Origin of the sequence: uncultured Thiodictyon sp., from assembly GCA_903837595.1 — a bacterium.
GTDB lineage: Bacteria > Pseudomonadota > Gammaproteobacteria > Chromatiales > Chromatiaceae > Thiodictyon.
In genome coordinates this window covers 1-26,210 of the sequence record CAILVI010000374.1, presented here as the reverse complement: position 1 = coordinate 26,210, position 26,210 = coordinate 1, and the positions used below count along the sequence as shown (strand labels likewise).

Sequence of the window (26,210 nt, the reverse complement as noted above, 5' to 3'; positions counted from 1 at the left end):
CCAGCGCCCGCCGCTCCGGCCGCCGCGCCCGCCCCCGCCGCGCCCACTCCCGAGCGCGCCCCGGGCGAGGCCGAGCGCCGCCCGGCCCCGGTGAATTTGCGCCCGGCGGACCTGGCCGCCATCGCCCCCGGCCGCAAGGCCCACGCCAGCCCCTCGGTGCGGCGCTTCGCCCGGGAACTGGGCGTCGAGCTGACCCTGGTCAAGGGGTCGGGACCCAAGAACCGCATCCTCAAAGAGGACGTCCAGGGCTACGTCAAACGCACCCTGGCCCAGGGGACGCCGGCACCGGCCGCGAGCAGCCTACCCTTTGCGCTGCCGGCCGCCCCCGCGGTCGATTTCTCCAAATTCGGCCCGGTCGAGACCAAGGAACTCTCCCGCATCCAAAAGATCAGCGGCCGACACCTGCACCGCTGCTGGCTCTCGATACCGCATGTCACCCAATTCGACGAGGCGGACATCACCGAGTTGGAGGCCTTCCGCAAGGGGCAGCAAAGCGCCGCGGAGGCGGACGGGGTCAAGCTCACCTTCCTGCCCTTCCTGCTCAAGGCCGTCGCCACCGCGCTCGAGCGCATGCCCACCGTCAAGTCATCCCTGACCCCCGACGGTGAGGGGCTGGTGATGAAGCGCTACACCCACATCGGTGTCGCCGTGGACACCCCCAACGGGTTGGTGGTCCCGGTGGTGCGCGACGTGGACAAGAAGGGGGTCTACGACCTGGCCCGGGACCTCATGGCGCTGAGCAAGAAGGCCCGCGACGGCACGCTGCTGGCCGGCGACATGCAGGGTGGGTGCTTCACCATCTCCAGCCTGGGCGGCCTGGGCGGCACCGCCTTCACCCCCATCGTCAATGCGCCCGAAGTGGCCATCCTGGGCGTCTCCCGCTCCGCCATGAAGCCGGTCTGGAACGGCAAGGAGTTTGCGCCCCGGCTGATGCTGCCGCTGTCCCTCTCCTACGATCACCGGGTGATCGACGGGGCCATGGGCGCGCGCTTCACCACGCTGCTGGGGCAACTGTTGGGCGATATCCGGCGGTTGCTCCTCTAACTCGTCGCGGTCGGGGGGCCGCTCCAACGGCGTAGGAGCGGCCCCCCGGCCGCGACGTATCGCGCGCAATGCGCCGGGCGGGAAAACGTGAGGACGCATTGCAGAAGATCGTCGAATCCGCGTCGGTCATCCTCGATTCATTTCGTCACCCAGCCCGGTTACACTCGCGCATCCCAACACGGATCATCCCAATCATGCCCTTTGTCTTCCAAGAGCATCCGCTGCGCCGCGCCCTGACGGCTGAGCTGCACGCCCGCACCTTCGAGCCGCTGCGGGCCCCCGAACGGCTGTCGCATTTGGCCGTGGTGTGCGGCGAGCAGGGCACGGCCCGCAATGTCGAACACCTCAAGCGGCTGCTGGCGCACTTTGGCCTGCCCATCCCGGAGATGGTCGGCCAGCACTACGCGGTGGACCTGGGTCCCATGCGCCTGCGCTGGGAGCTTCACACCGAGTTCGTCACCTACACCTTCACCAAGCGCGGCGCCTTCACGCATCCTTTTGCCGTGCCCGTGCTCGACGAACTCCCGCCGGAGTGGCTGCGCGACCTGCCCGACGAGGTGATCTCCGCAGTTTCGCTGGCGGTGGATTCCTGTGCAACGCCAGAGCGCGACAACGACGAACTGACCGATCTGTTCGACGGCAATGCGGTCATCGGCTCCGAGGCCGTCGGCGGGTTGGCACGCGTCTGGTCGGACTTCAGGATCCATTCCGACGGCTTCGTGCACATCCTGATACGCGACTGCAGCCTGTCGGAGAACCAGGCCGGGCGACTCGCCAAACGGATACTGGATATCAACACCTACCGGGGGCTCGCCTTGATCGGGTTTCCGCTGGCACGGCAGGTGGCACCCTCACTCACTGACGCCGATCATCGGCTGGCCATGCTGGCGTCGCGCATGTCCACCCAGGGGACGTCAACCGACGTCGCCTTCGAGAGCGAACTGCTGGCCGAACTGACCACACTCGCCGCCGAGATCGAGGCGATCTCGGCCCGTACGACCTATCGTTTCGACGCCTCGCGCGCCTACTATGGGATGGTCCGCAAGCGCCTCGAGCAACTGCGTCAACAACGCATCGAGGGCCTGCAGACCTTGACCGAGTTTCTCGACGCCCGCCTGGCACCCGCGATCGCCACCTGCGAGTCGACCCAACGGCGCCTGACCGACTTGGCCGAACGCGCGGCCAGGCTGACCAGCCTCTTGCGGGCCCGGGTGGAGGTCTCATTGCAGGAGCAGAATGGTCAGCTACTGGAGTCGATGGACCGCCGTGCGCATCTCCAACTGCGTCTCCAGGAAACGGTGGAAGGACTGTCGGTCATCGCGATCGGCTATTACGGGGTGGGACTCGTCGGCTATGCACTCAAGGGTCTGGAGCAAGGGGGCCTGCCGATCAACGCGGCGCTCGGCATGGGCATCGCGGTACCGCTCGTCGTCGGCATTGCCTGGCTCGGATTGCGGCGGGTCAAGAAGCGCTTGACCGACGCGCATTGACGATGGCCCCCAGTCAGGCCGCGCTCTCCCGCCCGGCCCGCTCTTCCAACTCGCGAATCAACGGGTAGAGACTCTCGGTCTCACGCTGGATGCGATCAAGCACCAAGCCGAACATCTGATTGGTGTCGCGCACGAAGGCAGCATGGTCAGCGATCTTTAATTCGCGCTTGCGCTCATCACACCAGTCCTTGCGGTAGCGGGCGAAGATCCGCTTGATCTCCGTGGAGCCGGAGAGGAAGCGGTCGGCGACGTTCGCCATGTTCCGATCCTGGCTCTGGATGAGACGACCGCAGAAGCGCTTATCCACCGTCTCCATATGGTTGCGTACGTGGTCCACATATTCAAAGAAGAGCCGCCGTGCGCAGTCCGTATCACACAGGTCACGCTCCTGAATGATATAGAGAAAGACGTTGGACATCTCCGTAATCTTATGGATTTGTTCGTGACATTTCGCGAAATTGACCATCGGTACTCCACCCCGCCGGGGCGTTTACGGACATGCTTGAAACAAAGTGTCCCTGATATTGCCCCTCTCGGGCCTCCCGCAGATGGAGGCTCCGCAACCCAAAAACGTAACGCCCCGGCCCACGATTTACAAGCGGAAATCGCAAATACTCGACTTTGGCTCAGGGCCGCTGGTCCCGCGGCAGGCTCAATATTAAGGGGAGGCCCCAAGCGGCGAAACGGGTTTGGGCAGACCGCGCACCGCGGCGGCCACGTCCTCGCTGAAGGCACCCAGGGCCGCGCTCATGGCGCCGATGAGTGCCGCCTGGTCCGCCGGTTGGCGCAGTGGCCGCCGATAGCTGTTCTCGTGGACCGACAGGGCCTGCTCCAAGCGGGGGTCCAGCACTGCCCAGCGCACCTTGAGTACGGCCTCGCCCGCTGGGGCTCCCTCAAAGCTGAGCACGTCTGCCGAAATTCTGAAGTCCAGCGGATAGCGGATCTCGCTCGGGAAGATGACGATCCGGCCGGTGCCGAGCAGATAGCCCAGATTCTCGCTCCAGACCCGCAGAAAGTCGTCCTGAAGGGTACCGCCCCAGCGATTGAATTCATCCACGGTGAGACCGTTGGTCCCATCCCGCGAGACGATCTGTGGCCGATCCAGAAAGCCGGGAAAGGTCACCGGCCCGAGCCCGATCGCGATGGCACCGCCGGTCGTCGCCCCGCGCGCATCCGCCCCGGCCAAGGGCCGCAGACTGTAGAACGTCGCCGGCGGCGAGCCAGCACAGCCGACGACCGACAGGTTCCCGACTAAACTCAGTACCAGTCCGCAGGCCAGCAAGCGCCTTGACGCCTTTTTCCGGAAGTTCGTCACCCGCCTGCCTGGCCTTTGGGCAGCGCCTGCGGATGACGTTCCAGGCCCCGACAGCAGCATGTCGGGTCCCGCCACCAGGCTCTCGGTGACCCGCGCGCGCCGCACCCAGACACAGGTGTAGGCGGCCAAGTAATGGGCGGGGCCGCATCCGTGTTGGGCGGTGACCATGATCAACCTCAGGTCCGCACTCACATCAATGGACGACGCGCCCCGGGACTAATGCCAGCCGGTTCGCTGGCCATGACAGTCTGCGCGCTAAACTAAGGTCTTGCCCGCAAATAACCTGAAAAAACGGAGTCACCGTTGACGCCACTTTGTTCAACTTATTCGCGGGCAGGGCCTAACCGGCTTCGGCGGTCGCTTGCGTCGGCCGGGCTAGTTCCGCGGGCAGCACCTGCCCGCGTTCCAGCATCGCAACCAGCAGTACCATCGCTGGGCGATAGAGGTACCACCGCCGGGATAATGACCGATAACAATCACTCCCGGCTTTCGGAGTCACGCTCTTACTATGGACTGATCGGCGGGACGGGGCTGGCGGTGCCGCCCCCGCTAGAGGGGGTACCAGCCGCGGCAACGCCGGCAACGGAGCCACCACCATTCCCACCCCCAGCGCCGGCAGCACTGGCGACGACGCCGCCAGCAACGACAGTACCGCCGATCGCAGCAGCAAGCGTCCCCCCGGTCAGGGCAGCGCCTGCGACAGTGCCCCCGGCAACAGTACCGGCAACACCGCCGGCAGCAGTGCCGGCAGCAGTGCCGGCAGCACCGCCGGCAGCACCGCCGGCAGCACCGCCGCCGCCACTAGCAGCAGCACCACCACCAAAGACTTGCCCGGATTGGCCGACAACATCAATCCCCGTCCTAGTACCAGCCCACATCACAGGCTTCGTCTTGGCCAGCGACTTCGATGCACGCTCAGCCGAGGCAACATCATGCCGGGACGATGCCCTGTCGACGCAGATACTGGTCGCAGGAATGGTGACCAACCCTGCTTCTTGCACCTGATAGCGGCAGCCATCCTGAAACTCGAGCAGCGCCTTGGAATCTTCGAGTACGATCAGACGATCAAACGCCCGTAACACCGTACCCTCATGCACGGGAACGTAGCGACCACCCTGACTGATCAGGGCGCCCCCATCAATCCGCTTGACCGCGCCGATATTATCCGCCGCGCTGGTACCGCCGGCCAGAGCCACCAGCGACGCGCCAACGGCTGTGACCAAAACCCGTCTAAATCTTTCCATATCAAACTCCAGTAAATGCCCCGCCGGCATCTCCGGCAAGGACTGGTTGGCAGGGATCTTTGCGAATTACCGCCACATAATCTTAGCCGACATCCCACTCAAGTGGAAGCGCTTAGTCGTTTAGTTACTTAACGATCGCTACCCTTACGCCTCAACAAGCCACTTGCTCGCGCCGCCGCGTCCAGTTCTAACACCCTGACAATCTTCAGGTCGTCAAACCAGAGCGAGCCATCCAGCGGATACTCGAACGCGTGCTCCCCGGCCGACACCAGGGACAACTGCTGGTACTGACACGCCGGCGGAACTTCAAAGCGCAGATCGAAATCGCTCCAGGGCATCGAGCCCAGGAAGCGCGAGCCCTCCCCGAGCAGTTCCACCTTGGGCAGCAGGCAGTGCACCTGCCAACGCAAACCACCCTTGGAAACCAGACCATCCGGACGCGCCCGTCCGGTCAAGCGATAGACCCCAGGGTCCAACAACAGGGCCTGGGACAAGCCGTTAAAATACCCCTCGAACCCCCGAAATTGCAGCCCCAACGCCTTGGAGCCGATCGCCCCCTGCGTAGTCGCGAGCTTGGCTGCAAAGTGCTTGTCGCTTGCCACGTGCCAACCGAAACCGGGGTACTCCAGCGGCAGCTCGAAGCCGCCATCGAACAGCAACCCCAGCTTGTCGCGTTCACGACTGTCCAACCCACCGATCCAGACCACATAAGCCTCGGCAATCATCCCATCGCGCTGCAAGCGCCACACATAGGCGGCGCGCTCCTCTGGCATCAGCGGCGCACTATTGGTCGCTCGCCTCAAGTTATAGAAATAGCGCGGGGTCTCCTGATCCAACGCCTGGGCACAAAGATAGCCGAAAAATTGCGTCCACCAGGCGGGCGGGGACCGCAAAAGCGGCGTAAACAGTTGGCGTTGTTCAGGGGCATCCGCCATCTGGAGCAACGCGGGAAACAGGACCGCCTGGCGAGCACTATCCGCCTCGAGCACCGTCGACAAATGCCGCAGCACCAAGTCGAAGCGCCCCCGGACCGCCCAATGCTTCGCCACAGTCATCTGTACTTGTGGGTCGACGGGAGCCAGACGCTCGACGACAGCGAACAGCGCATCGCTACGCTCCCACTGCGCCTCCTCGCCCAACCAACCCGCCAACGCGATCAGCGGACGCGGATCCGCCGCATTGGCCCGATAGGCTCGCCCCAGGAGCACAGCAGCGGCGGCAGCATCGCGATCGCGCAGGGTCAACGCCTTCTTGAACAAGCCCTCAGGATGCCCCGGTTGCCACCCAATTAGTGGATCGACCGCCGCCTCGTCACCCCGCTCAACCCGCTGGGCAAAGAATCCCCCGAGCCCAGCCGCCACGCTAAGCCAGATCAGTAAGAGCACGGTAAACAGCAGCACGGCGCGCCAAAAATAGATGCGAACTGTCATGAGCAGCCTTCAATCCTTCTGACAGAGCAGAGAAATAAAATCGCCCCCGCGGGGCTGGATCATACCTTTCACGATAAGACTCGCACTCCAACTGGCGAGCGGGCGCTTGGGCAGCACCCTGTTACACATAACGTGTTCGCCGAGACGACGGTCAAGGCTGCGCTGGTAGCGACATCGGGTCCGCCACGACTCGCACTGGCACCACGATCGGCATGGGCGCCGACCCGGGGCGGGGGACGGCGCGCACCGGCAAGGGTAGCCGCGTCACGTCATGAACATAACTCGGTAGCAGCACACCGGGCGACACCCCACTTTGGGTCATCCGCAAATGCGTCTTCTGCGGCAACAGCAGCAGGCTGATAGCGCCAACGATACCCAGCCCCGTGAACATCAAGATGGGCCCCGGCCAGCCCCCGCGTAAACACCTCACCGGCCGCCGCCGCCGCATCAAGTCCATGCCCACCAAGCCCAGGGCCGGCCGCTTCAGAAATGCCCGGGCGTTACCCGCCAGATGGACGCCGCCCGGCGGCAACGACCGATCGTAGTCGGCCCTGGCCAAGGGGTCATGCAGGGTACGATAGGCCGTATTCAGCCGGGTTGCGGCAATCACATCAAGGTCATTCCCCCCGCCGCCCCGATCCGGATGAAAGAGTCCGATCAGCAGCAAATAGTGCGTCCGAATCCGCTCCAGCGGCGCATCAGGGTCCAGGTCCAAACAGCGATAATGGTCGCCTTCCACTTGCAGCAACATCTGCCTCAACAAGAACCGGCCAGCCTCGCGCACCTCCCCCGCATCGCTATCCAGGAACGCCGCGGTCGCGTCGATCCGAGGTGGCGAAAGGGCGCGGCAGAGCTCCACCAGCATACCGCTGGACACCGGCTGCAGCACCTGCCCACCATCCCTCAAGCGCGGATAAGATAATGGATCTCGGTAATAGTCCAGAGCCAGTTCTACGAGGGGGGGAACCATGGCGGACTTGCCCCACTAAGTCGCCTTCAGGTCGGGCAGCAATTCCTCACTGGTGTTACTGCCATAACCATACATATCACCGTAGCCGTAGCCATAGCCATAGCCATAGCCATAGCCTTTACCGGTGGACCCGACCTTCGTCATCACAACCCCGATCAGATGGGCGTTGGCCATCTTCAATCGCTTGACGGCGCCTTCGAGCTGGCGCCGACGAACGGTGTCACCATCCACCGCGAAGATCGTTGCCTTGGCCAGATTAGCTAATACCAAGGCGTCGGCAAGCCCCATGACCGGCGGCCCGTCGATGATCACCATGTCGAAACGCTCGGCGGCCAGCGTGATCAGATTGAGCATCCTCGCACTCGACAATAGCTCCACGGGATTCGGTGGCAGCGGGCCGGCGGTGATCGCAAACAGGCGCGGCACCTGCGTTGCTTGGCTAATCCCGAGCGCCTCGGCGCTGCCCACCAGATAGTTGGTCAAGCCGGGACTGCTCGGCATCGACAGCGATTTGTGCAAGGATGGCTTGCGCAGATCGCAGTCAATGATTAACACCTTGCCACCGGCTTGGGCGAAGGCGATAGCAATGGCGAGTGAGAGCGTCGATTTGCCTTCGCCCGCAACGGAGCTGGTGACATGGATCATATTCGGCGCACCCTCGGCAGTGGACAGCAGCAACTGGGTTCGCAGCGACCGCGCGGCCTCGGCCAGCGGGCTCCGCGGGGCCTGCGCCACCAAGAGCCCAAGGCCGCGTTCAGCGCTCGCCAGCTCCTTGGCGGAGGGGCTTGGCAACAGGCCGAGCACGGGAGCATTCACCAGCCGCTCCACCGCCTCGATCGTCGTGACTGCATCATCCAGGGTCTCGAACAGGAATGCCAACACAACGCCCAAGACCAGCCCCAGCGCGATCGCCAAGACGAGATTCAGCTTCAGGTTGGGCTTGTACGGCCGAATCGGCACCGCCGCCGCATCGACGACCGAGATATTGTTTTCGCCAATCCCGGCGGCCACCCCCACCTCCTTCATCCGCTGCAACAGCCCGTCGTACAAGGTCCGACTGGTCTCCACCTCACGCTTAAGCGTCTCGTAATCGGTACTACGATCCTGCAAAGCCAGGGTTTCCTGCTTCAGCGCGGCAATACTCTGCGTTAACTTTGCGTCCTCCCGCGCCTTCGTCTCGTACTGCGACTTCACGCCCGCCGCGATCAGGGCAGTCTCACGCGCAATCTGCTGATCCAGGCCAGCCATCTGCTGGGTCAGCTCTAGCATTTTGGGGTAGTCGGCCTTGAACAGCTTGCGATTCTCATCGTAGGTCTTGGCAACGTCGGCACGCTGCCCTTTCAGGGACTGAATCACCTTGTTGTCCAGTACCTCTTGCGCCGAAGCGGGACCTCTCTCAAGCATCCCCTGGTATTTCGCCTCGGCCTCGATCCGCGCCCCCTGCACCGTAACCAACTGACGACTCATGTCGCTCAGCTTTTCCAGTGTGATCTTGAGGCGGTTGTCGGTGTCGACGATCTCGCGCTCACGCGCATAGGCGAGAAAGCGCTTTTCGGCGTCTTCGAGCGTCGCCCGTGACTGATCAAGCTGCTCAACCAGAAAGCGCTTCGCATACGACGACGCATCGTAACGCCGCTCCATGTTGAGGTTGATAAAATTAGCGGCCAGCGCGTTTGCCACCTCAACCGACTCGGCCGCAGATCGACTATCATAGTGCACCCGCACCAGCCGCGAATCGCGCACGGGCTCGACCGTCACGCGGTCAAGAAATTCATCCTCGGCCTTGTGCATGGCAATGGCCTGCGGGTCGATGGCCGCGTCGGAGCCGGCATGCGACCCCGCCCAGGCCCGCAGCTGCGTAGCGACTCCCGACCACCAGGCATTGCGATTATCATCCTCCAGTTTGAGGCCCACTTGATCGATGATCCGACGCGCCAGCGTGCGGCTCTTCAACAGCTCATACTGGGTACGGTAAAAATCCTGGTTGGCCCGGTAGCCGGCCGCCTCCTCGCGGGTGACATTGCCGTAATCCACCACCTGGCTACCCTTGGTTTCAATTTGCAGCATCAGCGTACTGCGGTAGATTGGCGTCATGACGAAACTGGCGACCAAGGCCAGCAGGATCGCCAGGATCAGGGTCGAAAAAATGACCGACCGGCGTCGCATCAACACCTGCCAGAGCGCCCGCAAATCGACCACATCCACGTCCTGCCGTGGAGTCGCGGGCGTCGGTTGCGCCGACGCAATCTGATGGGGTAGCCCTGAGCGTGCGGGCAGAGGCGCCCCAGACGCACTAAGAGTGACCGGAAGCTGCTCGGGGATGTTCATAAATCAGCTGTGCCTCACAACGGACGCGCGTATATGAAGCCGCGAAGCACGCCGGTGACATCTCTCAGGAAGACCGCGGTGCGCGACTCTGGCACCATAACCTTGTCGTTACTGACCAGCACGGGGTCAGGCAACTCACCGCGCTGGATCTTCTTCAGGTCCACCACATAGGCGTGTACCGCCTGCCCCGGCAGACCACGAAAGATGACGACATCGCCGGTGCTGGCCAGCTCGGTCATACCCTCGGCCTGCGCCACGGCCTGCACCAGCGTCATATCCCCGGTGATCGGAAATACACCGGGCTTCTTGACCGCGCCACTGACGGTTATTTTCATATTCGCATACTCCTTTACAAATATATCGACCTGCGGGTTATACATGAAGTCCTTGGCCAGCACTTGCGCGATGAGCGCCTCTGCCTGATCCGGAGTCAGGCCAGCGACATGCACCGGCCCCACCAACGGCAGCACGATGACACCCTCCTGGTTGACCCGCTCCTCGGACGAAAGCTCCTTAACCTTGAATACCGTTACACTCAGCAGATCGCGCGGACCGATGACATAGCCCGTCGAAGTAGTCACGACGGGTGGCGGCCCCTCCACCACCGGCACCAACTGCCGGCCAGCGGTCGCCGGCACAGCACCAGCCGATGCCCCCGACGAGGTCTCACCGAGCAACTCCGGCTGGTGCGCGGGTTTCGGCGCAGCGCGACCCGACTCGCCCACCGAGGTAGCAGCGAACAACTCCCGCCGGTCCGCAGTCGTCGGCGCGGCACGACTTGACTCGCCCAACGAGGTCTCCCCAAACAATTCCGCCTTCGCCTTCGACGCCGGCCCTCCGGCACAGCCGGACACGGCCACCGTCAGCGCAGCAACTGAAAGAATGTTAGTCACGTACACGGCGATCCTAGCTCCACCCTCAGGATATAGCTCAAGAAAAACATGCATATCTTCGGTGCAGAGGAGAGGCATCTTGTCCGTCTCTCTGCCCTGAACACAATGCCATTACGGTAACGCTCTCCCGTTCGCCCTGACCTTGCTCCCACAAGGTAAACGGCAAATAACTGACTCAAATATGCTTAAGCTCCCAGACTCGGGACACTGGCCGGGGCCAGGCACTGAGGTGTGGGAGTTTTCACGGGTTTTCACCTGAAACCGGGCAACCCCTCGAAGATCAGCGTCAGTCCCCTAAGCGAAACCCATAGTAAAGCCTGCGAAGTAGCTATTATACACCACAGAACCGCCTCCAACCTGTATACTAACAGTCGTCAAGTCGATTACATATCGTGTGTGCGCCCTGGGATCTGCCGACTAGCTGAGTCTTTACTGTATTTTTAAGATGGCAATTACTGCACCAAGAAACCCACCCACGAGACGGGATCAAGCTGGGCGCAAAGAACACAGCACCCGATGGCTCCTCGGGTTGCTCGCGTTGCTACTGGTCATCGCCCCACTGTTCCGCGCCGGCTTGCTGCCGCTCGCGTCGATGGCACTTCAACTGCTAGCGCTCGGCATCCTGGTTGCGGCCCTGTGGTCGGCACGTGCGCCGCAACTGTCTCCCCTGGAAATCGCCTTGCTGGCCGCTTTGCCCGCTAGCGTCATTTTATACCTCATCCCGCTGCCCGCCGCCTGGATCGACGCCCTACCGGGTCGCGCACTCTATGCCAGCGCCACGGGCCTGCTGACCGACGGCGGTGCCAGCGGCTGGAAGCCGCTCTCCCTCAACCCCACGGCGACACTGAACGCCGGACTGGGGCTCTTGGTGCCCCTTGCGGTCTTCATCGGCTGCCGGCGGCTGGATGCCGGCTCCCTACTGCGGCTGACCCACCTGCTGCTGGGCATCGCCGCGGCCGAGGCGCTGCTCGGCCTGATCCAGTTCGGCACCGTACAGAACGGCCAGATGCTGTTTGCCGTGAGCGGCGGCCATACCGATTCGGCCATCGGCACGTATGCCAACCGCAACCACCTGTCCGGACTGCTGGAAATGACGCTGCCACTAGCACTCGCGCTGTTGTTCTCCAGCCTGGATACGGAACCAGCCTCCCGCACGCACGGGCCTTGGCGTCGCCGCGCGGCGGCCTTTTTGCGCTCCGGCCGTAGCATGCAGGTCATACTCTATGCCAGCACCGCGCTCATGCTGTTGCTTGGCGTCATCTTCAGCCGTTCCCGCATGGGCATCGGCATGACGATGCTGGGCTTGGTGCTCGGCACCCTCCTGTTCGCTCCCCGCATCGGGGGCCGCAACGCCTTTGGCGTCACCGGCACTATCGTCGCACTGGTCCTCGGTCTGGGGCTCGCCATCGGCATGACACCGGTGCTCAGCAGGTTCTCGGTCGAAAGCGTCACCGAAGACGGCCGCGGCATGATCTTCACCGCCACCCTCACCGGGATCGGCGAGCGGCTGCCGCTGGGCACCGGTCCCGGCACCATACCGGACGCCATGCGCGCATTCGCGCCGGTTGAACTGGGTTCCAAGTTTTTCAACCACGCCCACAACGACTACCTGGAGTGGACCTCAGACGTCGGCCTGATCGCCCCGGCGCTGATCGCGCTGGCACTCTTGCTCTACCTGCGCCAGTGGACACACGTCTACAGCCGCGCCCCATGGACCCGTGCCCGCTTCCTGCAGGCCGGCGCCGGCATCGGTCTACTGCTGCTCGCCCTGCACGAACTGGTCGACTACAACCTCGCCACGCCCGCCAACCAGGCCGTCTTCGCACTCCTCGCCGGCATCTTTTTCATGCCCGCCGGAAAACTGGACGGCGCGGGCGATCAGCGGCACCGCGCGCGCAACCTTTCACCGAACCGCCAGCACACAGACCGCCTTGCCAACACCGCGCCGGACGAGGCCGACTTGGATCGCGCGTCCCCGCCAGCCGATCAGATCGAAAACCCGTTCAAGGACTAACGCTATGATTGAGCAGGCGACTCAGAACGCTGGCCTACCACGTGGGCGGTTGTCCTGGTTGGCAATCGGGCAGACTAACGCAACCATCAGCAAATGCAGCTTGGTCCTCTCGGATTTGCTGGCGCTGTTCGTCGCCGCCACCTTGGCCAACACCCTGCACTGGTTCTATCAAGGGGCTGACGACAATCCCATAGTAACCCTGTGGGCGGGTGCGCCAGCCGCTACTCGACTGGAGATCTTCGGCCTGATAACGAGTGCGATGATCGGCTGGTTCTGGCTGTTGGGGCACTACACACGCCGGCGCCCTTACTGGGACGAAGTCGGCGAGATCCTGCGTGTACTCTGTCTGCTTGCCGCGATCGATGCCACTTTGCTCTATCTAACGAAGCTACAGTTCTCCCGCTTCTGGTTCCTCGGCCTGTGGTGCTCCGCCATAGTGCTGATCCCCGCACTACGCCTAGTCACAAAGAAGCTGCTTCTGCACTGGAATATCTGGCAACGTCCCATCATCATACTCGGGACAGGCAAGAATGCGCTTGATGCCGCTGCGGCAATGGAGAGCCAATATGCGATGGGGTACCACGTAGTCGCCTTCGCCCAACTGACAGACCCTGATTGCGAAGCGCCACGCACGCTGGGTCTGGGGGGCCGCCCGGTACCTATCGTCGGCTTTAGCTCGGACGATATCGAAACCCTCAGCCGCCCCGATCGCCCGACGCTGATCATTGCCTACGAGCCGTATGATGACATCAGCCGGCACGCCAAGCTGATCTCACGGCTGCATCGTTATTGCGGCGACGTGCATATCGTCCCGCCGCTACGCGGCGTACCACTCGCTGGCGCCACAATCAGCCACCTCTTTCGCCACGAGGTCTTGTTGCTAAGCCTTGGCAATAACCTCGCCCGCCGCGGGCCGCGGTTACTCAAACGCATCTTCGACCTGGTTGTCTCCGGTCTCTTATTATTGATTTTTGTACCCGTATTTATCTACCTGGCGCTGCGCATCGGCCGCGACGGTGGGACCGTCTTCTTTGCCCATCAGCGCATCGGGCAGCGGGGGAAGCCATTCTCTTGCTTCAAGCTCCGCACCATGGTGCCGGACGCCCAAGGGGGGCTTGAGCGGGTCCTGGCCAATGACCCGGCGGCGCGGGCCGATTGGGCACGCGACTTCAAGCTCAAGAGCGATCCCCGTATTACACCCCTGGGCAAGGCCCTACGCAAATACAGCCTCGACGAACTGGCACAACTCTGGAACGTATTCACTGGCGATATGAGTCTGGTCGGCCCACGCCCCATCGTCACCAGCGAGCTGCAGCGTTACGGCGAGGACTTGGAATACTACCTCGAGACCAAGCCCGGCATGACCGGACTCTGGCAAATCAGCGGCCGCAACGATACCGGCTACGACGAACGAGTGTATTTGGATTCCTGGTATGCCAGGAATTGGTCGCTCTGGATGGATATCGTTATTTTACTTAAGACAATCCGCGTCGTGCTCAAGAACGATGGCGCCTATTAGCAAGAGTGATCGCCGCGAACTGGAAAGCAGGCTACTGATGCTGCTGCTGGTTTACTTATGAAATGCGAATATCAATACGTAATCCTGTCCGCGCGCTGGCGCGAATTTGAGGAACGGGAGTTGGCGCACCACCATCATCGAACAGCGCCCACGCCTGATCAAGCTGCTGAGATGAACCCCAGCCATCAAGACGATATTTGCCGATACGATCACCGCTTCCCATGCCAACCCAATGCAATGTGCCAGCGACGACACCGACTTGCCGCCGACCACCTTCACCAACCAATGTCCTCATACAGCAGGGCAGCCTAAACGATGATCAACGCAACCACGCACATTCCGACCAAAGCTGGCGTCCATGCTGATTTATCGTCGACCACGATCCTCATCGTCTCGCTCTATTACTGGCCGGAACCCGCCGGCAGCGCCCCCCCGGTTCAGCAAATGGCAGAATGCCTCGCACAACTCGGCGTCAAGGTATCCGTGCTGACCGCTCGGCCAGCCTACCCAGAAATGAGGGTCTATGCGAACTACCGGGACAACTCACGCGATCAGGAGGAACATCAAGCGGTTGCTATTACGCGGATACCCGTTGCATCCTACCAACCCGGGGGCGGGTTGATGACGCGCTTGAACACCGAACTGAATTTCGCAGTACGCGCCTGGTGGAAATTACTGAGAATGCCACGCCCCGCCTGCCTGGTCTTGGTCTCGCCGTCGATCCTCACCGTTGCCGCCGGCGTGCTCGGCTCGCCCCGATCGGCCCGTCGCATCGCGATCATTCACGACATCCAAAGCGGTCTGGCGAAATCACTCAAGATGACCCACCTCCCCGGCATCACGACGCTCATGGGATGGTTCGAGAGGCACACACTGAACCGCATGCAACGCATCGTCACGCTGTCTCAAGCCATGGCCGACGCCATCCTGTCCCTTGGCGTCACCCCCCCGATCAGCATCATTCCGCCCACGGTCGATGACCGACTCATCCGCCCCCTGCCGGAACGGCCCGGCGTCTTCACGCTGCTCTATAGCGGCAACATCGGACGCAAACAAGGCCTTGCGCAATTGGTCGACCTCGCCGAGCGTCTGCGACACCGACAACTGGACGTAGCCATCATCATCCGCGGGGATGGCAATTATCGGGACGAGCTTCAGCAGCAAGTAATGAATCGGGGCTTAGGGAACATACGCCTTGAGCCGCTACGGCCAGCCGCGCAATTGTCCGAGGGACTGGCGGATGGTCACATCCACTTGGTGCCCCAGAACCCTGTCGGTGCAGCATTTGCCGTGCCGAGCAAGATTTACTCGATCATGGCGGCTGGGCGACCATTCATCTGCACCGCCGACGCCGGCTCGTCGCTGGACACATTACGTGAGGCGTCGGATGCCTTCGTCATCTGCCCCCCCAACCAGCCGGACCGATTCGCTGACACCCTGGAATGCTTGATCAACGACCCAAATGAACGTAGTCGCCTTGGCAGGAACGGACGCGCATATGTGGAACAGCATGCTGGCAAGTCCGCCTGCTCTAGGGCTTATCAGGCCGTTCTATTCGATTACTGAACGACGCCGCGCGATGGGACCTTGATTACGCGCCCCCACTTGGGGGTACCGTCGCCGTGAGAATGGGCATGGATCGGTGCGGAGTCGCGGACGATCACGCCGAACGGCCGCGAGGTATAGGGTGTGCGAATACTTTCCTAATCTCTCAGGGTTTGACGCATGTCTTAGGCGCTCCGCACCCCGAGTCCGGTGGCATGTGCGATGGCTAAGACCTCATCGCCCCGACGAACAAGATTCGGAGGTCCGCCGTCAGGGCAGCCGACCGCGTGATGGTGGTCGAGCGAAGATAACCGAAACGATGAATAACGCCTGTTTGGCTTGATGCCGCGCCAACAAGGAGGGATAATCGCGCCAAGACCGTTAGTGCCCGTCTGCCTGGGAGTGCCGACATCGTGTCAGACAAGCGCCGTCAGACGGCTACCTTGTTTGCGCTCAATCGTATAGCCTCTTATGGTCTATAATTCTGGTTAAACCGCTTGACGGCGTACCGAAAATGGACTTGATTCTCTGACGGGAGGTCTTCGCCAAGGCCGACCAAAGCGTAGGTCGTCACCCAACAAACACTGGCAATTGGGCAGTCGCCTGAATTTCAATCGGTATTTGGCAGAAATCATGATCAATAAAGTTATCAAATTTGTTGGAAATCCGAAGAAATATTTTAGACGCGGCGCCCAACAAGCGCAGCAACGACTGTGTTGGATATTTAAGGATTCCTCTTTTTTTATGCAATTGCAGATGGATATCAGCCCGAAGTCCCTATGGCATAGACGCGATTTTGCGGCAGCCACAGGTGGCTTTTTCCCCACTATGATGGACTCATCGATCGATCGAGAAATCGTACCCCTAGAACCCTGGGATAACACCCGCAGAGATATGCTTGTACTTCTGCTGCGAACGGTCGTCGTTGAGAAGATCGAAGGTGATATCGCTGAGCTTGGTGTGTATAGAGGTAATACTGCTAAGCTGTTTCACTACTATTTGCCGGAAAGGGAACTCCATCTGTTCGATACATTTCAGGGTTTTACCAATCGCGGCTCGACGGCGGAACTGACAGCTACCGGCGATACGGTCAATGCCTTGCATTTCGCCGACACGTCGATCGAAGCAGTGAAAGACTATATTTGCCAGAAGAACAACCGCATTCATTTTTACTCTGGTTATTTCCCGGAAACTGTTCCTGAAAACCTCAACTTGAGGCGTTTCGCTTTCGTGCATCTAGATGCGGACTTATATCAACCGACATTGGATGGATTGCGTTATTTTTATCCCCGAATGAGCAATAATGGCATGATTGTAGTACATGACTATAATGCCTGGCCTGGCGCTCGACAGGCGGTAGAACACTTCTTGCAAGACAAAGCTGAAATTGCCATTCCGATGCCAGACAAGAGCGGATCCGCGTTGATTGTCAGATCAATTACCTGACAGTTTTTCCGGCACTCTCCGCGCCACGGTTGGCGTCTACATGGATTAGCCATATTGTTATTTCCAAATTGTCCCGACTATGGAACTTTGGCTAAAGCAACTTGTATGTTTGAAACAGAACTCCGTGAACATCAGTCAACGATCAGCTTACTCTTGGACCGCACGTCCATCATCGAGTCGGCCGCTGCCGCTCTCTCAGACGCGCTCGCGAGCGGTCGCAAGATTCTGTTATGCGGCAACGGAGGCAGCGCGGCAGACGCACAGCATCTCGCCGCCGAGCTGATGGTCCGCTATGAGCGTAACCGCCCGCCGCTGGCGGCGATCGCCTTGACCACCGATACGTCGCTCGTCACCGCTCACGCCAATGATTACGACTTCGACACGCTGTTCGCCCGACAGCTCCTGGGGCTTGGGCACGCAGGTGATTGCCTCATCGCGATATCTACCTCCGGACAGAGCGGAAATGTCATACGTGCCGCCGCAACGGCCCACGATATGGGGCTGATCGTCATTGCCCTCACTGGCCACGACGGCGGGCAGCTTGCGCCACTTGCCCATTTCCCAGTCATCGTTCCATCAGATGTTACCGCACGGATCCAGGAGGCCCACATCCTGATCGGCCACTACTGGTGCAAACAGATCGAAGCGACGTTGGACGCGACGCCGGGGGGCGCTTGATGGAAATAGAGCCCGACCGCCTTGCCAGGCCACGCGTTCTCGTCGTCGGCGACGTGATGCTCGACCGCTACTGGTCCGGAACCGCAACACGCATTTCGCCCGAAGCGCCAGTACCTGTGGTGCATGTCCAGAAGCGAGAAGAACGCGCGGGCGGCGCCGCCAACGTCGCGCTGAACATCCTCGCGCTCGGTGCGCACTGCGACCTACTCGGCGTTATTGGCGACGACGAGTCGGGTGAGACGATTGGCGCCCTGCTGCGCAACAGGGGCGTCTCATGCCATTTCCAGGTGGCGGCCGGCACCACCACCTGCACCAAGTTCCGTATTCTCAGCCAGCATCAACAGTTGCTCCGCGTCGACATGGAAGAGGGCCTGGATCATGCCGACCACGGCGACCTCCAGTCCGCGTTTCTTCGGCTGATCAACGCCAGCGAACTGGTGATTCTGTCCGACTACGGCAAGGGCACCCTGGCCGACCCGCAAGGCTTCATCCGCGCGGCACGGGCGCTGAGTCGCCCGGTTCTGATCGACCCGAAAGGCCGGGACTTCGGGAAATACCGCGGCGCGACCCTCATCACACCCAACCGTGCCGAATTCGAGGCCGTCGTTGGTCACTGCGCCACCGAGGCCGAACTACTCGCCAAAGGTGAGGCACTGTTGCGAGATATCCAACTCGAGGCATTGCTCATCACGCGCGGCGAACAGGGGATGACGCTGCTCAGCCGGACAGAACCGCCGCACCATCTCCAGAGCCAAGCCCGCGAAGTCTATGACGTCACAGGCGCTGGCGACACCGTCATCGCGGTCCTCGCAGCCGCACTCGGCGCGGGCTATCGATTGATTGAGGCCGCCCATCTTGCTAACACTGCGGCGGGGATCGTCGTCAGTAAACTCGGTGCCGCGACGACTACCGCAACCGAATTGCGCCAAGCGCTGCGGGGGCAGGCACGGCCGACGCAAGGCATCCTCGGCGAGCCCGAACTCATCGCGGCCGTCCGCCAGGCCCGCGATCGTGGCGAGCGCATCGTCATGACTAATGGCTGTTTCGATATGCTCCACTCCGGCCACGTCACCTACCTGGAGCAGGCCCGCACCCTGGGCGATCGCCTGATCGTCGCCGTCAACTCCGATACGTCCGTGCGCCAACTCAAGGGCCCGACGCGCCCAGTGCAGGCACTCGCGACCCGTATGGCCGTACTGGCTGCCCTACGCGCTGTCGACTGGGTGATTTCGTTCAACGAACCGACGCCCGAAAGGCTTTACTGCCTGGTGCTGCCGGATGTGTTGGCCAAGGGCGGCGATTATTCCCCAGATCAGATCGCCGGAGCGGACTGCGTTCGGGAACACGGCGGTGAGGTCCGCGTGTTAAACTATGTCGAAGGCGAGTCTACCACCGCGGTGATTCGCCGGATTCGCCAAGACTGACCCCCATCGCCACCGACGGAGCTCGCTGCAGATGTACATGGTGACCGGCGGCGCCGGCTTCATTATTCCTGGCGCCTTCTGCAAACGTGGGCACCGGCGCGGCGATGACCTTCAACGCTATGGCACATGGGGTCCTGACCCGGCACCGCCGGCGCGGTGTCGCAGCGGCGATCCCGTTTACTCCCTTCCCCGATGAACTGAAATGCGCCTATCAGAGCTTTTCCCAGGCCTGTCTTACGACATTGCGGGGCTGTCGGTTAGCGCGAGCGGTGCCGTACCGTTGAACAGGGCGTTGCGGACTACTGGTACTCGTTTAATGGTGGCAGAATATCCACTGCAAGATCGCACCGCAGCCACGTCAGCACCCAGTCTCTATCGTCACTAACGCGATGCAGCATGCTATCATCCAGCGGATCGTCCGCGGCTTTGGTGCCAACCTCTACGGGCAAGGGGTGGTCCTCATCATCCAACTCGCGGGCGTTCCGATCCTCCTCCACTACTGGGGCGTCGAACTCTATGGCGAATGGCTGATCCTGTTCGCAATTCCTGCCTATCTCTCGATCACCGACTTGGGTTTTTCCCAGTCGGCGGCGAACGATATGACCGCCCGAGTGGGGCGAGGCGACACTGCCGGCGCACTGGTCGTATTTCAGAGCCTAGCCGTGTTGGTTTATTGCGCCGGATCAATCGGACTTATTGTTTTTACAGCCATTATCTTTAGTATCCCGCTGAACAAGTGGATGCTATTTTCCCAGTTGCCGATCGACGATGTTCGCTGGATTTTATGGCTGCTAGGCGCTGAGGTCTTGGTCAGGTTGTCTGATGGAATAAATTTCGCTGGATTTCGTTCGCAAGGAGAATATGGGTTTCATCTTAGCATTTTTTTCAGTACACTTCTCTTGCAAAATTTGGCACTTTGGTTAGTTGCCGCAAACGCAGGGAAACCATGGCTTGCGGCCGCGATTTTCCTGTTGATTCGTATTCTCGTATCAATTTCGGTCACCGCGCTATTATTGCGTCGACACACGGCTTTGAAACTTGGTCTGCAACATGCCAACGTTCACACCCTGGGCATCCTCCTGCGGCCCGCCCTTGCGAACCTTGCAATGCCGCTATCGATGACAGTGAACCTGCAAGGCATGATCCTGATGATTGGCGCTTTGTTGGGACCAACCGCGGTCGTTACCTTTAGCACACTCCGAACGCTGACGCGCATGGCGGCCCAGATGATTATCTCCGTGAGTAATGCCGTGGAGCCAGAGTTCGCAAGGGCTTGGGGTCTGGGTAACCAGCTTCTTTTGCGGCAACTTTTTGTCCGAGGTTTGGGATATAGTATTTGGCTAGCGATCGCCGCCGCGATTCTCCTGTTGACTCTCGGCGACTGGATAGTGGCGATCTGGACAAGCGGTCACGTCACAATGGATCGAGCGCTATTCGGCTGGCTTTTGAGCTCGGCGGTCGCGTCGGTACTATGGTGCATCGCGCTGGGCCTGCTCAAGGGCGGAAACCTCCATCTTCGCGCATCACTCTGGTTCCTGATTGCTTCCGCGTCTGGAGTCGCGCTCGCCGCAGTTTTCGTGCAACTTACTGGTCGACTCGCGGATGCAGGTATTGCACTCCTGTTAACGGATGCATTGATGGCGGTGTATCTCCTAAAGGCCGCCTCTGCACATCTCGCGATCGCGGAGGCGCAACTGTTGCTGGATGCAATCGACCCGCGACTCTTATTTCGGTCGTTCATTTTCTGGAACCACAATGTCCACCGATAACACGTTCAACTACCGTGCACGAATTTACGAGAACTACGTCAACGCGGGTCTCAATCCGCTGGCGCCGCATGGCTTGGATCCCTTGGAAGGCTTTCAAGCACGCTTGTACACACTAAGGGCGATGGTCCGCCGATTGGCACCGCCGGACAAGCAATCCAGTATCCTTGATCTCGGTTGCGGCCATGGCGCTATCGTGTATGCGCTGCGGCAAGCAGGCTATCAGCATGTCCGGGGCATCGACGTTTCTCCTGAACAGGTCGAAGCAGCGCGGCGCCTTGGCGTTCCTGGTGTGGTACAAGGCGACATCATGGAAGCCCTCGCCGCCACGGCCTGCGGGTCATCGGATTGCGTGATTACCTACGATGTCATCGAGCATCTGACCAAATCAGAATTGATCGACTTCGTGGATGAGGTACATCGGGTGCTGAGTCCCGGGGGACGCTGGATCATTCATGTCCCGAATGGCGAAAGCCCTTTTTTCGGCAGGATTCGTTATTCGGATTTCTCCCATGAACTCACCTTCACCCGCTTTTCCTTGACGCAACTCTTGAAGGCATCCGGTTTTGCAACGGTCGATTGTTTCGAGGACCGTCCGGTAGCGCATGGCGTAAAGTCGGCTGTTCGGGCAGTCCTCTGGGGTTTCCTTCGACTCGGTTGGTTGTGCTACATCGCGATTGAATGCGGCGTGTTCGACCGGGGAGCGATTTTCTCACAAAACTTGACAGCGGTCGCAACGACCAATAGCGACAACGAATAACAAGGCATACTCGATCTAACAGATGACCACACAGGCTATGATCGCCCGTAACGACGCGCATACCCCAGCCCAGCCCCGCGGCCTCCGCCTACCTGAGCGGTTACATGTTCATAAGAAGATGTGGCCATTAACCTAACGCCAAGAGCTAAGGACCGAGTAGGCGACTCCCCAAAATCGGATGAAGCGAGTGCAAATCAATGACAAACCTTAATGAACAATATATTGATGCGGTAAGACAATGCGAACCACTCTTGCCGAAAAATTTATATTATATGAAATCAGCTTCTGCATGGAGTGTTATCGACAAAGCTTTTGCAAGAATCACGGGGCGAAATGTTTCTTTTTCAGACCGCATTGTCGACTTCGGTTGTGGCGGGGGAGACACGACGATCCATCTCATTGAGAAGGGATACGACGTACACGGCGTTGATATACTAGAATATTGGGGGAAGGATGCCGGCCTTTACGGCGCAGTGGCGCCAGTCGTACCAGACCAGTTTAAGGCCAGACTCCATGTTCTCGATCAGAGTGACCACAAGTTGCCATTCGCCGATGAGACGATCTCGTTGGTTTTCTCTGATCAAACCCTCGAACACGTTTTCGATCACCGTTCGGTTTTCGCCGAGCAGGCGCGGGTACTTAAGCCCGGGGGTCTCGCAATCCATCGTTTTCCCCGCGTTTTCACACGAATCGAACTACATACGCAACTACCGCTGGCACCTCTTAGCAGATTCAGGACATACCTCACGATCTGCGCTATTCTCGGATTACGCAATTCGCGGCAATCTGGTATGGACTGGCGAACAACAGTCGAGTCTAATCTACGTTTATACGCAACGACCAATCACCTTTCGAATAGGAAGATCTTGGACGAGGCGAAAGGCCTCGGATTTGATGCGCGGTTTGTGGACTTACTTGACATCGGAACAGGGCGCGCTGCTCAATTATATCGAAAGGCCGTAACGGCAAGGATCGGTAGTATCGCGAAGCTGGCGCTCGGTGCGCTTCAAGACAATCGTATGCTTGTCCTCCAAAAGACATCGACCGGGCACCGAGAAGGACCGGGTAAGCGGAACGAGTGATGCCAGCACCCTGTTCGACCGATGTCATGAAACCGACCTGTCATCGCTGGGGAAGGGCGACGAAATAATGTTTGCCAAGCCGTCTGACCAGCCTCGGCGCATCCTGATTTACCGTCTCGGCTCGCTCGGCGACGCCGTCGTGGCCCTGCCAGCCCTGCGCCTGATCGCCCGCGCCTTCCCGGACGCGGAGCGCTGGATGCTGACCAATTTCGGCCTTGGTGACAAGGCAGCGACCATAGCGCAGGTCCTCGACGGGACCGGGCTCGTGCACGGGTACATCAAGTATCCTATTGGGCTAAGGAACGTTGGTGGACTGATGGACTTGCGGACCAGGGTCCGGCAACTCCGGTTCAACACCTTAGTTTGCCTGCACCCCGCGCGCGGTCCGGTTAAGGTCATCCGTGATGCGGCCTTTTTCCATGCCTGCGGCATCGCGCAGCTAATCGGCATGCCGTATTGGCCTTGGCTGCAGAGACCGCGTCGTCTCGCCGACGGACGCTACGAATACGAGGGAGCCCGTTTAATTCGGTCCATTGCCGCACTCGGGAGTCTGGACCTTGACGAGCCGGAAGCGTTCAATCTACAGCTCTCGCAAACCGAGAATGCGGCAGCCGAGCGTGCCATGGCGACACTGCATCCGGGTCGAACCATCATCGCCGCCAGCATCGGCGCCAAGGACGAGGTCAGGAATTGGGGAGACGACAACTGGTCGAGGCTTTTCGCCCGCCTGAGTCAGACTTACCCGGATACTCAACTCGTCCTGTTAGGCGCTGACGTGGAATACGGGAGAACCCAAGCGCTAGCCGCGCACTGGACAGGCGCCTTCATCAATCTTTGCGGTCGACTCACCGTTCGCGAGGCCGCCGCCACGCTGGCGCGCGCGCGCCTGTTCATTGGTCACGACAGCGGGCCGATGCACCTTTCAGCAGCGGTAGGAACGCCATGTGTTGCTATTTTCAGTTCCAGGAACCTACCTGGAAAATGGTTTCCCTACGGCGATATTCATCATATTATCTACAAATCGATCCAGTGCGAGGGCTGCAATCTCACTGTCTGCAATCAACACAAAAAAGCCTGCATTATGTCGATAACTGTTGATGAGGTGATATCGGCAGCGGCCGTTTTTCTAGACAACAGCTTTCGCCCCATGATCAGCAATAATATCGCTAATTAAGCGATTTTTTCCAAATGATTTCTAAAACCACCTTAATCTATGCTTGGATAGCTATTACTTTAGTGGCCCAGACGATTATATTATCAATAATCCCTATAGAATACGCAGGCTATTTAACGGCAATAGCCATATCACTGTTGGTTGTTTCATTCTTTATCGACAAGAACGCACTAATTACAAAAAATCCGGGATACTTTATTCTCCTTGCCTTTATCACGATGCATTTATGCCTCATTGTCATGTATCAATTTCTTGGTGACACGAAATCTGTTATAAATCTTATTGCGCTTACGCTAGGCTATATTGGAATTTATGCTTTTGTAACCGCCAGTCGGACATATTTACCGACTTGGCGTATGATAGATTTTACTTTTTTTTGCTTCCTGATAATTCTTGCCTTTTCGATCCCTCTAAGTATTGGCCTCACTGCAATTAACTATGAATCTGCACCAGCTTACTATCCTTGGGATGCATTCATTAACGGCGAGCGCTTGCTGCTGCTGCGAGGCTACTCCGGTGGAAAAGAAGTAGGGCATAGCATCTCCATGTGGCTTGCAGCACTATCAATCCCATACATTATCATAAGATCTCATTTCTCTACCGTACAAAAATCACTGCTAGTAGTCGTAATGTCAATATTCTTAATAAAGACCGGAACAAGAACGGGTTTATTGCTATTACTTTCCCCGTTTTCCATCATAATCAGTTCAAAAGTATTTCAAGAATCGGCAAAATACATATTGGTGGGGTTCGGATTTTTTGTATTAATATACTACATGACAGCAACCAACCAAGACTTATCACTGAGTATTTCCAATGTGGCTCAAAGCTTACAGGATGCAGTACCCGGCGTACGACTCTATGGAACAGACCCTTCCGAAGGGACGACCTTTATTGGACGTGATACCCTGAATGAGATGCTGTTCCTTGAAAGCCTAAAATCGCCATGGATCGGTCATGGTGATGAGAGCCCAATTTTGATTAATGGCGTTACGATGGACGGTGATGTCGCGAGCTTTGATATTGATGCAGTCTCAAACAGTGAGTCGGAGCTGAGATTAGCCTGCAAATATGGCTGGCTTTATGTCGCCCTTCTGGGCGCCGTCGTCATTTATCCCGCATTCAATGCAGTTTTTGGCAAACGCCGCGACATCACTATACCGGAGGACGCCGAACGTACATTCATTTTGTGCATTTACGCAATAGTTTCAGTTGGCGTTATCGATGGTTTATTCGAACACCTGAACGGTCATAGCGCCCTGCTGTTGTTCGTTATTTTTGCACTTTGGCCAACGACAAGCAGAAACGCGGTTTAAGAGGAGGCTGTGTTTACGTTAGGTGTTGCGATAGTCTACTGCAACAAATACCCTTTTTCGCTTGTAAACAGAGTGCAGCGCGGTATTTTTCAGCCCCGGCGCAGATCGACAGGTGCACTGACCAATGCAGGTGAGGGTCCTGCGCGGCGCCCCCGGTCGGCTCGACGAGATCGACGCCATCCATGTCGAGGTCTACTACGCGGAGATCGACGAGGGCCAGGCCTTGCATTGATGACGTCGCGACCTTCCTCACGTCAGCCGGGTTCCGCGATACTGGTCACTATGTTGCGGAATGACAAGGCCCTGAATGCTCGCGTTCGCGGGTCGCTCTTGCGAACATCACGCGACCCCGTTTGGCTCGCAGGGAATTTCGGTTGCCCGGTCACCTTTGCGCGGCTAAAATTAAGCAAGATGGGAAATCCCACGGCGCCACAGGGGGGCTCCAATAGTTTGACATTTCCGGCGTCATGACTGTGGAACGACCCGCCGTCAGAGATTGGACCGTGCTGATAGAGAGCGACAGCCCCTTTTCCATCAGTAGCTTCCAATCGCTCGTGTGTGGCACTGTGCTCGCGATCAGTGTTAACAGATCGCGAGTCGGCCCCTTTGACGGGCCAGCGATCGAACGCCCCCCGGCTGCGGCGGTCAACGGCGCCACCCGCGGTCCTGCTCGCGCTTGGGTACCGACGCGGCGTCACGCGTAGCGTCGCCGCCCAACTGCAGAAAGGAAGAAGTCGAGCCCTATTTTGGCCTCCTGTTTTAATGGTATGCT

General features: G+C 59.5%; 21 protein-coding genes. 13 read left to right on the top strand and 8 right to left on the bottom strand.

The window, feature by feature from the left end; genetic code table 11:
- Positions 1-1,044, top strand: a 1,044-nt coding sequence (locus QZY44_RS21850; RefSeq protein WP_295452225.1) for a 2-oxo acid dehydrogenase subunit E2, incomplete at its 5' end; no start/stop codon positions are given.
- A gap of 194 nt (positions 1,045-1,238) precedes the next feature.
- Complete coding sequence (locus QZY44_RS21845) at positions 1,239-2,534, top strand: DUF3422 domain-containing protein (RefSeq protein WP_295452219.1); 1,296 nt, start codon at positions 1,239-1,241, stop codon at positions 2,532-2,534.
- 13 nt (positions 2,535-2,547) lie between these two features.
- On the opposite strand, the gene QZY44_RS21840 is transcribed toward QZY44_RS21845, so the two are convergent.
- The 7 genes from QZY44_RS21840 to QZY44_RS21810 all read right to left on the bottom strand — a co-directional run bounded on the left by QZY44_RS21840 (position 2,548) and on the right by QZY44_RS21810 (position 10,792).
- A complete protein-coding gene (locus tag QZY44_RS21840) occupies positions 2,548-2,952 on the bottom strand; it encodes a hypothetical protein (RefSeq protein ID WP_365305032.1) in 405 nt (134 codons plus the stop codon).
- Between the two features lie 240 nt (positions 2,953-3,192).
- The gene (locus QZY44_RS21835) at positions 3,193-4,017 is read right to left on the bottom strand and encodes a PqiC family protein (protein WP_295452211.1); all 825 of its coding nucleotides are present in this window, start codon (positions 4,015-4,017) and stop codon (positions 3,193-3,195) included.
- Positions 4,018-4,531: 514 nt separating this feature from the next.
- Complete coding sequence (locus tag QZY44_RS21830; RefSeq protein ID WP_295452207.1) at positions 4,532-4,699, bottom strand: hypothetical protein; 168 nt, start codon at positions 4,697-4,699, stop codon at positions 4,532-4,534.
- Positions 4,700-5,221: 522 nt separating this feature from the next.
- A complete protein-coding gene (locus QZY44_RS21825; protein WP_295452204.1) occupies positions 5,222-6,523 on the bottom strand; it encodes a hypothetical protein in 1,302 nt (433 codons plus the stop codon).
- Positions 6,524-6,674: 151 nt separating this feature from the next.
- Positions 6,675-7,493: a J domain-containing protein gene (locus QZY44_RS21820; RefSeq protein ID WP_295452199.1), complete on the bottom strand. Its 819-nt coding sequence runs from the start codon at positions 7,491-7,493 to the stop codon at positions 6,675-6,677.
- Positions 7,494-7,508: 15 nt separating this feature from the next.
- On the bottom strand, positions 7,509-9,821 hold the full coding sequence (locus tag QZY44_RS21815; RefSeq protein WP_295452196.1) for a polysaccharide biosynthesis tyrosine autokinase: 2,313 nt from the start codon (positions 9,819-9,821) through the stop codon (positions 7,509-7,511).
- Positions 9,822-9,835: 14 nt separating this feature from the next.
- Positions 9,836-10,792, bottom strand: a complete 957-nt coding sequence (locus tag QZY44_RS21810; RefSeq protein ID WP_295452192.1) for a polysaccharide biosynthesis/export family protein — start codon at positions 10,790-10,792, stop codon at positions 9,836-9,838.
- 451 nt (positions 10,793-11,243) lie between these two features.
- On the opposite strand from QZY44_RS21810, the gene QZY44_RS21805 reads away from it, so the two are divergent.
- Entirely contained in the window at positions 11,244-12,728 is a 1,485-nt protein-coding gene (locus QZY44_RS21805) for an O-antigen ligase family protein (RefSeq protein WP_295452187.1), read from the top strand.
- 4 nt (positions 12,729-12,732) lie between these two features.
- Complete coding sequence (gene wbaP / locus QZY44_RS21800) at positions 12,733-14,247, top strand: undecaprenyl-phosphate galactose phosphotransferase WbaP (protein ID WP_295452183.1); 1,515 nt, start codon at positions 12,733-12,735, stop codon at positions 14,245-14,247.
- Between the two features lie 55 nt (positions 14,248-14,302).
- On the opposite strand, the gene QZY44_RS21795 is transcribed toward wbaP, so the two are convergent.
- Positions 14,303-14,542 (bottom strand): hypothetical protein, encoded by a 240-nt coding sequence (locus tag QZY44_RS21795; RefSeq protein WP_295452178.1) that lies wholly within the window; start codon positions 14,540-14,542, stop codon positions 14,303-14,305.
- 20 nt (positions 14,543-14,562) lie between these two features.
- On the opposite strand from QZY44_RS21795, the gene QZY44_RS21790 reads away from it, so the two are divergent.
- The 9 genes from QZY44_RS21790 to QZY44_RS21750 all read left to right on the top strand — a co-directional run bounded on the left by QZY44_RS21790 (position 14,563) and on the right by QZY44_RS21750 (position 25,438).
- Positions 14,563-15,813, top strand: coding sequence for a glycosyltransferase family 4 protein (locus QZY44_RS21790; RefSeq protein WP_295452172.1), 1,251 nt, complete (start codon positions 14,563-14,565; stop codon positions 15,811-15,813).
- 612 nt (positions 15,814-16,425) lie between these two features.
- Positions 16,426-17,238: a TylF/MycF/NovP-related O-methyltransferase gene (locus tag QZY44_RS21785; RefSeq protein ID WP_295452169.1), complete on the top strand. Its 813-nt coding sequence runs from the start codon at positions 16,426-16,428 to the stop codon at positions 17,236-17,238.
- 105 nt (positions 17,239-17,343) lie between these two features.
- Positions 17,344-17,916, top strand: coding sequence for an SIS domain-containing protein (locus QZY44_RS21780; protein WP_295452164.1), 573 nt, complete (start codon positions 17,344-17,346; stop codon positions 17,914-17,916).
- Complete coding sequence (gene hldE / locus QZY44_RS21775) at positions 17,916-19,340, top strand: bifunctional D-glycero-beta-D-manno-heptose-7-phosphate kinase/D-glycero-beta-D-manno-heptose 1-phosphate adenylyltransferase HldE (RefSeq protein ID WP_295452158.1); 1,425 nt, start codon at positions 17,916-17,918, stop codon at positions 19,338-19,340. The genes QZY44_RS21780 and hldE overlap by 1 nt, the downstream gene beginning before the upstream one ends.
- A 389-nt stretch (positions 19,341-19,729) precedes the next feature.
- Positions 19,730-21,109: a hypothetical protein gene (locus QZY44_RS21770; RefSeq protein ID WP_295452155.1), complete on the top strand. Its 1,380-nt coding sequence runs from the start codon at positions 19,730-19,732 to the stop codon at positions 21,107-21,109.
- Complete coding sequence (locus tag QZY44_RS21765; RefSeq protein ID WP_295452152.1) at positions 21,096-21,866, top strand: class I SAM-dependent methyltransferase; 771 nt, start codon at positions 21,096-21,098, stop codon at positions 21,864-21,866. Before QZY44_RS21770 ends, QZY44_RS21765 begins: the two co-directional genes overlap by 14 nt.
- A gap of 197 nt (positions 21,867-22,063) precedes the next feature.
- Positions 22,064-22,948 carry a class I SAM-dependent methyltransferase gene (locus QZY44_RS21760; protein WP_295452149.1) on the top strand — a complete coding sequence of 295 codons (885 nt, stop codon included), beginning with the start codon at positions 22,064-22,066 and terminating at the stop codon, positions 22,946-22,948.
- Positions 22,890-24,122, top strand: coding sequence for a glycosyltransferase family 9 protein (locus QZY44_RS21755; protein WP_295452146.1), 1,233 nt, complete (start codon positions 22,890-22,892; stop codon positions 24,120-24,122). The genes QZY44_RS21760 and QZY44_RS21755 overlap by 59 nt, the downstream gene beginning before the upstream one ends.
- Before the next feature lie 14 nt (positions 24,123-24,136).
- Complete coding sequence (locus tag QZY44_RS21750; RefSeq protein WP_295452143.1) at positions 24,137-25,438, top strand: hypothetical protein; 1,302 nt, start codon at positions 24,137-24,139, stop codon at positions 25,436-25,438.
- The last annotated feature ends 772 nt before the right edge of the window (positions 25,439-26,210 follow it).